The sequence below is a fragment of the Streptomyces sp. NPDC057474 genome, assembly GCF_042802555.1.
Taxonomy (GTDB): Bacteria; Actinomycetota; Actinomycetes; order Streptomycetales; family Streptomycetaceae; genus Streptomyces.
In genome coordinates, this window is the sequence record NZ_JBHVDX010000095.1 from 23416 (window position 1) to 35525 (window position 12110).

The 12110-nt window shown below is 67.8% G+C and carries 3 protein-coding genes; all 3 read left to right on the forward strand.

The features are described from left to right. Window positions 1-16 precede the first annotated feature (16 nt). The 3 genes from ACFU53_RS25215 to ACFU53_RS25225 all read left to right on the forward strand — a co-directional run bounded on the left by ACFU53_RS25215 (window position 17) and on the right by ACFU53_RS25225 (window position 12033). Complete coding sequence (locus ACFU53_RS25215) at window positions 17-1543, forward strand: integrin alpha (RefSeq protein WP_383996558.1); 1527 nt, start codon at window positions 17-19, stop codon at window positions 1541-1543. A gap of 113 nt (window positions 1544-1656) precedes the next feature. Then, window positions 1657-5283 carry a LamG domain-containing protein gene (locus ACFU53_RS25220; RefSeq protein ID WP_383996561.1) on the forward strand — a complete coding sequence of 1209 codons (3627 nt, stop codon included), beginning with the start codon at window positions 1657-1659 and terminating at the stop codon, window positions 5281-5283. 117 nt (window positions 5284-5400) lie between these two features. After that, window positions 5401-12033, forward strand: a complete 6633-nt coding sequence (locus ACFU53_RS25225) for an RHS repeat-associated core domain-containing protein (protein ID WP_383996564.1) — start codon at window positions 5401-5403, stop codon at window positions 12031-12033. The last annotated feature ends 77 nt before the right edge of the window (window positions 12034-12110 follow it).

Here is a 12110-nt window from a genome sequence, read left to right on the forward strand (position 1 = left end):
CGTAAGGGCGGTGCTCGTGAGCTTGGTGTCCCTGGGGCTCGTGGTGGCGGGGCCGGCTGGAGCGGGATCTGCCGGGGCGCCGACCGCGGTTGCGGCGGTGTGCACCGGCGGGGTCAACCCGGACTACAACGGTGACGGCATCCGCGACATCGCGATAGCCGATCCCGATGCCACGGTGGCGGGCAAAGCCCGCGCCGGCCGCATCGATGTCGTGTACGGCGGCGGCAAGGGCGCCAAGCGGCTGGATCAGGATCTTGCCGCAGTGCCTGGAGTGGCGGAGTCGGGTGACCAGTTCGGATTCAGCCTGGCGACGTTCGACGTGAACGAGGACGGCTGTGACGACTTGGCGGTCGGCATTCCGCACGAGGCGATCGGCACCGCCGCCGACTCCGGAGGCGTCGCGGTGCTCTACGGTTCGCCGGACGGTCTTGGCCAGGGCACGGCGTCCGTGGGCTACGACCAGGGCCTGGAAGCCGTTCCGGGCGTCGCCGAGACAGGCGACTGGTTCGGGTACTCCGTTGCCGCCGGCACCAGCGGCGGTACGCCCTTCCTGCTCATCGGCGTTCCGGGCGAGGACATCGGCTCGCCCTCCCTGGTGGACGCGGGCGTCGCGGTCCACGTGAAGGGCAGCGCGATCACCGACTTCAGCCAGGACTCGACCGGCGTCCCCGGCGTGGTCGAGAAGGATGACCGGTTCGGAGCCCAGGTCGCCGCCACCGCAACCCACTTCGCGGTCTCGGCGCCGGGCGAGGCCATCGGAACGGACACCTTCGCCGGCGGTGTCTCGCTGTTCAACCACACCTTCACCGATGGTGTGCCCGGCGCTGTCCTCGGCCTGGACCAGGACGGCGCACTGAGCGATGGCACCAACGTCTTCGGCGAGGCCGAGTCCAGCGACAGTTTCGGCAAGTCCATGGCGATGGTGCCCTTCCGGCCCTCGGGCACGGGCACGCCCACCGAGTCGCTGTTGGCCGTCGGGGTGCCCGGCGAGGACCACCCCGCCGATGCCGACGGCGGCATGGTGCACATCTTCAAAGTGACCTCGGCGGGTGCCGTCAGCGAGCGGCAGCGCATCCATCAGGACGTCGCCGACATCGAGGGCAGCACGGAACCGGGTGACCTGTTCGGTGAGCGGCTCGTCGCCGTCAACACCGCCCCGACTGCTACCTCCACCGCCTCCACCGTGCTCCTCGCGGTCGGTGCCCCCGGCGAGGACCTCGGTGACGACCGTGACGCCGGCGCGGTGCAGACGTTCCCGTTGGTCGGCGCGCCCGGCGACGGTGACTTGTTCATCGAGCAGGGAACCGCCGGGACGGGCGGGGACGTCGGCCCGCAGGAGTACTTCGGCACCGCTCTCGGCGCGACGAGCGCTTCGTTGTATCTCGGCGTTCCCTATGGCCCTGCTGCCGACCGGGCTGTGTACGCGCTGCCTTGGAGCAATGTCGCGCCCGGCGGCACCGCAGGCACGGTGCAGAGCTGGCGGCCGGGCGAGGGTGGAATCCCCGCAGACGACGTGACGGCATTCGGAGCAGTGATCCGATGAAGATGAACGGGGAGAGGAGCCGAAAGCAGAAGGTGTGGCGTCGAGCTGGGACGCCGACGGTTCTGGCGCTCGCGACGGCTGGGCTCGTAGCGACGGCAGTGACGGGTCTGCCCATGGACTCCGGGGACGCCCGGTCTCAGGTCGCGCCGGTGGCCGCCACCTCCGCTGCACTGAAGGCGGCCGTCGCCGAGGGCGTGTCCACCGAGACGGAGGCGCGGGCAGCCGCCCAGAAGTCGGGTCAGAGTGTCGAGGTGACCGGTCTCCGGCAGGAGCGTCGTACCGTCGTGGCGAACAGCGACGGCACTTTCACTGCCAAGGAGTTCGCCGAGCCGGTGCGCACCTGGCAGGGCGGCCAGTGGGCGGACATCGACGAGTCCCTCGTCCGGCGTGCCGACGGCACCTGGGCACCGAAGGCCACTACGGCCGATGTCACCTTCTCAGCCGGCGGCGAAGGGCCGTTCGCGCGGATACGTGTCGCTGGGCGTGAACTCGCCCTGTCCTGGCCGGGCGGAGACCTGCCGAAGCCGGTGATCGACGGCGACTCGGCGACGTACGAGAACGTGCTGCCCGATGTGGATCTGGTCGTGCAGGCAGAGCCGGACGGCTTCGGTCACCTCGTCGTGGTCAACACACCAGAGGCCGCGCAGAACCCGGATCTCGCCCGCTTCGAAATCGGCGTCGACACCAAGGCACTGACCCTCCAGGAGACGTCCTCCGGGGCGCTGCGTGCGCTGGACAGCAGTTCTCAGGGTGTGGTCCTGGAGGCTGATTCCCCTGTCATGTGGGACGCAGGCAACGGGGGTGACACTTCCACGACGGCCGCCCGGACCGCGGCTTTCGGTACCGCGTCCGTGAGTGCCGCCGGTGGCCTCGAACCGCCTCCGGACGCCGCGACCGCGCCGGTCGAGATGGAGGTCGGGCAGGGCAAGCTGACGCTGATCCCGTCCCAGGACCTGCTGACCGACCCCGATACCAGCTTTCCCGTGGTCATCGACCCGATCGAGAAGACCACCAGCCGTACGTCCTGGACCTCGGTGATGAAAGGTATGCCGAACGAGCAGGACTGGAAGTTCAGCGGCTCGGCAGGCATGGGCAAGTGCCCCATCGACTACCAGCCGATCGCCTGCAACGGCGTCGACGTGCGCAGGCTCATGTACACGATGCCCACCTTCTTCTACAAGGGGAAGGACATCCTGGAGACCACGTTCGCGGTGCGCGTCGCGCACATCTACAACGCGACCCCGGAGGACGAGCCGGTACGTCTGTACCGCGTCGGCGGTAAGAACTTCGGTATCTCCTCGTCCACGGACTGGGGGAACACGGACACCCTGTGGGACAGCCACATCATGACCGTGGACAAGGCGGTCTCGCCGGTGTCCTGTTCCAGTGCTCCGAACCTGCGTTTCGAGTCCGGCAAGAGCGGTGCGCTCACCCAGGAGCTGCAGGCCGCGGCCACCGGGTCTTGGACGCAGATGACGTTCGGCCTGCGGGCCGCGGACGAGGGTGATCTGCACGAGTGGAAGCGGATGTGCGGCAACGCCGTCCTGGAGGTCACTTACAACCGGCCTCCCGCGAAGGTCTCCATGAAGGAGATGTGGACCAGTCCCGGCGGTGTGTGCGCCACCTCCACCGGGGCGGTCCGTAGTCAGCACGTCGACGAACTGCCCAAGCTGCTCGTCATCCCGCACGATCCCGACCATTCGAGGGACGAGGCAGAACCCGTCAAGGTGCGCTTCCGGGTGGAGTGGACGGACAAAGACGGCAAGGCCCAGCAGTACGAGAAGGACACTCCTTACTCGTCTCCGACCGGCGCCAAGTTCGAGCACAAGATCAAGGTGCCGAAGGGTAAACCCGCGATCCCGGAGAACGGCAAGGTCTACTGGTCGGCCGCGGTCTACGACAAGGCCACCTGGGGACCGTGGAGTTGGGAGGGTGACTCGGCCGTGCGCTGCGAGTTCGTCATGGACCGCAATGTGCCCGGCAAGCCGGACGTCGACTCTAAGGAGTTCCCGGAGGACAAGTCCGGTGAGCTCGGCGTCGGAGAGACGGGCACCTTCACCTTCTCGCCCAACCTCGGTGACAGGTTCGACAACGATGTGAGCCGCTACTCCTACGACTTCACCAAGGACACCGCCGCCCCGAAGAACGTCACGCCGTCCTCCCCCACTGCCCCGGTCTCGGTGCAGTTCACACCGCCCGCGATCGGCACGGTGGTACTGGAAGTCACGTCGTACGACGCGGCCAACAATCCCAGTGCCCCGGCCGTCTACTCCTTCGTGGTCAAGGAGGGAAAGAGCGTCGCCGGCCAGTGGAATCTCGGCGACGACCCCCTGCCTTCCGCAGAGGGCCGGCACGTCAAGGACGAGAGTGACAACAGCCGTGCCGCGACCGTGGGTGCCGGTGTCAGCTTCACGACCAAGGACGGACCGGGTGGTACGGCGGACCGTGCGGCGCACCTGGACGGCACAGCCGGCGCCTACCTGAGTACGGACGCGCCCGTCGTGGACACCGCGAAGGGCTTCTCGGTCAGTGCCTGGGTGCGGCCCACCGCGCTCGACAAGGACGGAGTGGTCGTCAGCCAGGACGGCGCCGGCGAACCCGGCTTCACCCTTGGCTACGACGCCGTGGCCAAGAACTGGTCGTTCGGAGTCCCGGCCAACGACGTCGAGTCCCTCGGCGAATGGCGGGCCACTGTGACGACCAGCGCCACCTGCAGGGACAGCACTACCAAGCCGGTCTGTCCGAATGAGTGGGTCCACCTGACCGGGACTTACGATCCGGCGAACGGGCAGCTTCAGCTGTACGTCAACGGTGAGCTGAGGAAGACCGTTGCCCGCCAGTCCACTTGGTCGGCCCGCGGAGCCCTGCAGATCGGCCGGTCGGTGGCCAAGTACGGCTACAGCCGCAACTTCACCGGCGACATCGCCGAGGTCCGCGCCTACGACCGACTTACTCCGGCCGCCGAGATCAAGTCGATGCTCACGGTGAAGCCGGCCCGCAAGGGCTACTGGCCCCTCGACACGGTTGCCTCCGGCACAAGCCCGGACCTCGTGGGAGGCCGCGCCCTGACTCTGGGCGGTGGCGCCACTCTCTTCCAGCAGAAGCCGGAAGAGGTGGTCGAGGGACCGTATCCGCTGGTCACCTCTATGGGGGAGCAGGGCGCGGTGCCGGGCGGCGACCTGGTGCTCGCCGACAACGGATACGCGGCCACGTCATCGGCACCTGTCAGCGCGGACGGTAGTTTCACCGTCGCCGCCCGGGTCCGGGTTGCCGCAGAGTCGGACACCACCGACCAGACCTTGTTCGCGCTCACGGGAACCAAGACCAACCGCTTCCTGGTCCGCTACACGAAGTACACCGCGGACAACCCGTACGGGCACTGGGAGCTGGTGGTGCCAGGCAGCGACAACACGGCGGCCACGGCTCTGACCATCCCCGACGACCAGGCGGGAGACCCGACGCTGGATGGCGGCCAGCACATCGCCGTGGTCTATGACGGCCTCACCAAGCGACTGCGCCTCTACGTCGACGGACAGCTCGCCGACGCCGACAACGCTTCCACGCACAAGATCGGTTACTGGGCGGCCGGCGGCGGTCTCCAGATCGGCCGTGCCAAGTCCGGTACCGGTTGGGCCGATCATCTCAGCGGCGAGGTCGACGACATCCGGATCTACACCGGGGCCGCCGACGCGGTCGCGATCGGCTGGATGGCCGAAAGGCTGGCACAGCCGGACCTGTGACAGAAGCTTCCGGCCGGGCGCACGCGTCCGGCCGGAACCACGGCTGTCGGTTCCGAAGCACCCCACGTCTCCTCGACGTAGCCCCCACCTTCGCTCCTCACCCTGCGGAGTTCCTGTATGCCTGCTGCCAGATCCCTTCTCATCGGCCGCCGTCTGCGCGGCCGGGCCGCGGTCGTGGCCGCCGTGACCTCTCTCGCTCTGACGATCGGTACGATCCAGGCCGTGGCGTTCCCCGAGCGGGAGGACACTTCTGGTCCCGCCGTTCAGGCACTCGGCGACCCGGTCGAGGGCAAGAACGCCAAGGCGCCGCGCAAGATCCCCGCAGACCCGACGCGCAAGGCGGCCATCCGCAGCCTGGACAGGCCGACTTGGCCCCACGCGGTCCGTCGTAGCGTGCCGGTCTCGGCGTCGGAGAACCGGAACACGCCGGAGAACGTCGGAGGGCTGCCGGTCGGGCTGTCGGCGGTCGAGCGGACAGAACCGAAGCGAACGGCGAAGGGTGCGAAGGCAGCCCCTGCCGTTCCTGCGGACGTCAGCGTCGAAGTCCTCCCGCATGCGCGCGCCACAGCCGCGGGTGCCGGTGTCCTTCTGCGGGTGAAGAACCCGGACGCCGAGCAGGCCAAGGTACGGCTCAGCGTCGACTACGGCACCTTCGCCGAGGCATACGGCGGTAGTTACGGCTCCCGCCTCGCCCTGTACGAGGTGCCCGCCTGCGCCCTGGAGGAGAAGCTCGGCGGCAAGCAGTGCAAGGGCAGCCCGAAGCCCCTGGCTTCCGTCAACGACGTGAAGGCCGAGACCGTCTCCGCGCCCCTGTCCGCGACCTCCGCAGACACGGTGGTCGCCCTCGCCGCCGCCGACGCCTCCGCACAGGGCGACTACAAGGCGACCCCGCTGTCCCCCTCGGCCGAATGGAGCGTGGCGCCATCCTCGGGCGGCTTCTCCTGGTCGTATCCGATCTCGGTCGTGCCGACGCCTGGTGGACTAACCCCGTCGGTGGGACTGTCGTACTCCTCCCAGTCGGCGGACGGTCGTACCGCGACCACCAACAACCAGGGCTCCTGGGTGGGCGAGGGCTTCTCCTACGAGCCCGGCTACGTCGAGCGCTCGTACAAACCCTGCGCCGACGACGGACACTCCTCCTCCGGCGAACAGTGCTGGGCGTTCGACAACGCGACGCTGATGCTCAACGGCTCGGCGGCACAGCTGATCAAGGACGACGAGTCCGGCGAGTGGCATGTCTCGGGTGAGGACGGCTCCAAGGTCGAGAAGCTGACCGACGCCACCAACGGAGACGACGACGGCGAGCACTGGAAGGTCACCACCACCGACGGCACCGAGTACTGGTTCGGCCTCAACCGGCTTCCCGGCTGGAGCAGCGGCAAGACGGAGACCGACTCCGCGTGGACCACGCCCGTCTTCGGCGACGACGAGAAGGAGCCCTGCTACAAGGCGACGTTCGCCGAAGCGTGGTGCAAGCAGGCGTGGCGCTGGAACCTCGACTATGTCAAGGACACCCAGGGCAACGTCATGACCTACTACTACGGACAGGAGACCAACCACTACGCCCTGAACGGCAAGACCGATGCCAACGGCACCTCCTATGTCCGTGGCGGCTACCTCAAGCGCATCGAGTACGGTCAGCGCGAGTCCACGCTGTACACGCAGTCCGCACCGGCACGCGTGGTCTTCGACACCGCCGAACGCTGCCTTGCCACCGACGCGTTCGACTGCGCGGCTGACAAGTGGACTTCGGCCAACGCCGGCAAGTGGCCGGACACCCCGTGGGACCGCTACTGCAAGGCGGACACCAAGTGCACGGCCACCCAGGCCTCCCCGTCGTTCTGGACCCGCAAGAAACTCACGGCGATCACCACGCAGGCCTACACCGGTGACAGCTCTGCCCCGTACACCGACGTCGACTCCTGGTCGCTGACGCACCGTTTCACCGACAACGGAGACGACTCCAACACCCTGTGGCTGTCGGAGATCATCCACACCGGCAAGGCCGGTGACGGTGCGGACATCAAACTGCCCCCGGTGACGCTGATCGGCACCAAGCTGGAGAACCGCGTCGACAAGATCGGCGACAACATCGCACCCTTGAACCGCTTCCGGCTCGCCACCGTGATCAGCGAGAGCGGCGCCCAGCTCGACATCGCCTACAAGGCGGCCGACTGCTCGGCGGACGCCCTGCCCAAGCCCGGTGAGTCGGTCAAGCGCTGCTACCCGGTGATGTGGGCGCCCTCGGGCCAACTGGAGCCGATCACCGACTGGTTCCACAAGTACGTCGTCGACACCGTCAGCCAGCGCGACCGCACCGGCGGCGACGTCAACGACGTGATGGTCACCCGCTACGACTACCAGGGCGACGCGGCCTGGCGGCACGCCGAGCCCGACGGCATCACCGACGAGAAGTTCCTGACCTGGAGCCAGTGGCAGGGCTACGGCAAGGTGTCCGTCACCAGCGGCGACAGTGAGCAAAGCACCCGCGTCGACCACACCTACCTCCAGGGCATGGACGGCGACAAGTCGCCCGGTGGCGGAACCCGTACTGAGAAGATCACCGCGTCCGACGGCTCCGACTTCACCGGGCACAAGGAGTTCACCGGCTACGAGGTGGAGAAGGCCGCCTACGACAAGGGCAAGGTCGTCTCCAAGGTGATCAGCAAGCCGTGGAAGCACGACACGGCCACCCAGACCAGGAGCTGGGGCACCACCAAGGCCACCATCACCGAGACGACCGAGGTACGCGGGTACTCCGCCAAGTCCTCGGGCGGCTGGGTGGAGACGCTGTCGACGACCGAGTTCGACCCCGAGTACGGGCGCGTTCTGCAGATCGACAACCGCGGTGACACCTCGACGGCGACCGACAACACCTGTACGCGTACGTCGTACGCCGACAGCGCCGCCAAGCACATTTACTCCCTGCCCAAGCAGATCGAGACCGTCTCGGTCGGCTGTGACGTTACGCCGAACCGCATGACCGACGGCAAGACCCCCGGCGACATCGTCACCGACGAGCGCACCCTGTACGACAAGGGTGTCTACGGCGCCGCGCCCACCAAGGGCCTGGCCACCGCCACCGAACGACTGGTCTCGCACGACGGCACCAAGGGCACATACCAGACCACCGGCATCACCGACTACGACGGCTTCGGCCGCCCCACCAGCCAGGAGGACGTGGCCGGAGCGTTGACGACGACCGCGTACACGGATGTCAACGGCCTGATCTCCTCGACCAAGGTCACCAACGACCTCGGCCACATCACCACCACCTCCTACGACCGGTTGCGCGGCCAGTCCACCGGTCAGACCGACCCCAACACCAGGCGCACCGACCTCGCCCGTGACGCGCTCGGCCGGCTCACCTCCGTCTGGCTGCCCGACCGCCGCAGCAACCAGACGCCGAGCATCAAATACTCCTACCTCGTCCGCCAGGACAAGCCGGTCGCGGTCAAGACCGAGAAGATCGAACAGGACGGCACTTACGGCACCGAGTGGCAGCTGTACGACGGTCTGCTGCGCCCGCGTCAGAAGCAGACCGAGGGGCCCACCGGCGGCCGGATGGTGGCCGATTCGTTCTACGGACCCACGGGCGCGGTGAAGCGGGCCAACGAGACGTACTACGCCGCCGGTGCCGCCTCCGACGAGCTGCTCACCGTGACCAACGGAGACGTCGCCAACCAGACGCGCTACGAGTACGACGGCCTGGGCCGCACCGCCGCCGAGATCTTCACCATCGCCGGATACGAGCAGTGGCGAAGCACCACCTCGTACGACGGCGACATGACGCACAGCGACCCGCCTCCCGGCGGTGTGGCGACCACGACGGTCACCGACGCCGAGGGCAAGGTCAAGGAGCTGTGGCACTACAAGGGCCACACACCCGTCCCGACCGGCCCGGGCTCCGAGCGCACGGTCACCAAGTACACCCACACCGCGGCGGGTGAACTGGCCACCGTCACCGATTCCAAGGGCAACGTCTGGCGTCACAACTACGACCAACGCGGCCGCATGGTCCGCAAGGTCGACCCGGACGCCGGCGAGACGATCCTCACCTACGACGAGGCCGACCGTCTGACGTCCACCGAGGACGCCCGGCACAGGATCCTGTCCACCGAGCACGACAGCCTGGGCCGGCCCAAGTCGACCTGGGAAGGCGCGGTGTCCGAAGGCACCAAACTGACGGAGACCAAGTACGACAAGTCAGGTTCGCTCGGCTACTCCCACGCCAGCTACCGCTTCCTGCCCAACGGCGAGGCGTACTCCACCGTCGTCGCCACCTTCGACACCTTCTACCGGCCCCTGACGACCAACTACACGGTCCCGGCCTCGGAGGGGAAGCTCGCGGGCACCTACCCCTTCACCACCGCCTACAACCGGGACGGCACGGTCGCCTCCACCGGTATACCGGCGGCCGGCGGACTGCCCACCGAGAGCCTGAAGTACACGTACGACGAACTCCAGCGCCCGCTCACCATGGCCAGCGCCACCTCGACCTACGTCACCGGCACGGTCTGGTCCAACACCAGCCAACTGCTCCAGCTCTCCCTGAGCACCGGCGGCGCCCGCACGGAGAAGAACTTCTACTACGAGAAGGGCACCGACCGCCTCACCCGGGCCACGGTGAAGGTCGGCTCCACCGCCACGGTCGCCAAGGACCAGCACTACTCCTACGACCAGGCCGGCAACGTCCTGGCCATCACCGACACCGCCGCCCCGGCGAGCAGTTCGACACTCGATGTGCAGTGCTTCGCCTACGACGGCCAGGCCCGACTCGTCGACGCCTGGACCCCCGCGGCCTCCGCCACCACGGCCGACGGCGAGGGCACGATCGGCGGAACCGCCGACTACGCCGGAAAGAAGCCCACCGCCTGTGACGCCGCCCCCGGCACCAACCCGCTGGGCGGGCAGTCCCCCTACTGGACCAGCTGGTCGGTCGACGACATCGGCAACCGCACCCAGGAGACCCGCCACGACCCGTCCCTGAACGCCGCCAAGAACACCACCCGGACCCTCACCTACCAGGACGGCGACCAGGACGGCACGCCGGGCGAGACCGGCGACGGCGGCCCGCACCAGGTGACCAAGATCGCCGAGACGACCCCGACCGGAGACCGGCAGCAGACGTACCAGTACGACGTCTCGGGCAACACCCACAAGCGCACCATCGGCGGCGACACTCAGAGCCTCGACTGGGACGCGACCGGCAAGCTGACCAAGGCCACTGAGGCCGACGGTACCGAGACCTCGTTCCTGTACGACGCGGGCGGCGCGCGGATCAAGCGCACCACCGCTGACGTGACCACGCTCTACCTGCCGGGCATGGAACTGGAGCTGAAGACGGGCTCCACCGCTGTCACGGCGACGCGCCACTACTCGTACGCCGGCCAGACGATCGCGATCCGTACCTCGGACAACAAGGTCTCGTTCCTCTCCGCCGACCACCACGGCACCGGCGACCTCGCCGTCGACGCGACGAGCGGTGCCGTCACCCAACGGCGTACCGACCCGTACGGTGCAGCCCGCGGCAAGCTGTCGCCGGAGACGGGCACCTGGCCGGGCGAGAAGGGCTTCGTCGGCGGCACGATCGATGCCTCGACCGGCCTGGTCCACATCGGCGCCCGCGAATACGACCCGGATCTGGGCAAGTTCATCTCGGCGGACCCGCTCATCGACTACACGCGGCCGCAGCAGATGAACGGGTACGCGTACGCGAGCAACACCCCCGTGACGCTGTCCGATCCGACAGGCCTGTTCGAATGCCGGAACGGCCGGTCCATGAGCTGCGACAGGCATGGCAACTACCGCAGTGAGGGGGCTTGGTGCCCGAACCCCGTCGACCCGGCCTGCGCTGGTGGCAGTGCCGATGTCGGCCGGGCGACACAGGACGTCGCCTCAGCGGAGCAGCAGCAATCCGCTGCCCAGCAGCGGTTCAGGTCGGCGGGCAAGGAACTCGTCAAGATCGTCATGGACATCCTTGGCATCAGCGCCGCGATGGACTGTTTTTCCAGCGGCAATCTGGCCGCCTGCGGCGAGACGATGCTGACTATCGCGGGCAGTTTCGCGGGAGGTTTCGCCGGCAAGCTCCTGGCGAAGTACGGCATGCCCTGGAACATGCGCAAGGGCATCCAACTGGCCAAACGTGTCACCGGCCTGCTGGGGGACCTCTTCGGTGGCCTGAAGGACATGTCGAAGGCGTCCGAGCGGCTCAACAAGGCACGGGCCAGCCTGGCCAAGGCGCGGGAGAAGGCCCTCGTCGCCGTCGACAGGGTCAAGAGTGCAGTTGGTGGTGGGAAGCCCAAGTGCCACAGCTTCCTGCCCGACACCGACGTCCTTCTGGCCGATGGCAAACGCAAGAAGATCAAGGACATCAGACCGGGCGACAAGGTCACGGTCACGGACCCGAAGACCGGTCGCACGGTCGTCCGCGAGGTCGCGGGCACGATCGTGACAGAGGACGACAAGCACTTCGTCGACCTGACGATCAACTCGAAGTCACTGACGGCGACGACCACACACCCCTTCTGGGTGGTCTCGGAGAACCGCTGGCTCCAGGCCGGCGAACTCACCCCGGGCATGACCCTGCGCACGGCCTCCGGCACCACGGCCACGGTCGAGGACGTCCGCTACTTCGAGCGCCGACAGCGCACACACGACCTCACGATCACCGAGATCCATACGTACTATGTGCTGGCGGGGACGGCGCCGGTCCTCGTTCATAACTGCGATCTAGTACTCCAGCTGTAGATCGTGATCTTCATGTCTGGGATGCGGCTTGTCGCCGGTAGTGACTGGTGCGTGATCGTGCCTGGTGGCGGCGGCGC

Bases quoted from the DNA above. Each gene is read 5' to 3' on its own strand.
- ACFU53_RS25220 (WP_383996561.1), top strand. From the start codon at position 1,657: ATGGACTCCGGGGACGCCCGGTCTCAGGTCGCGCCGGTGGCCGCCACC.
- ACFU53_RS25225 (WP_383996564.1), top strand. From the start codon at position 5,401: ATGCCTGCTGCCAGATCCCTTCTCATCGGCCGCCGTCTGCGCGGCCGG.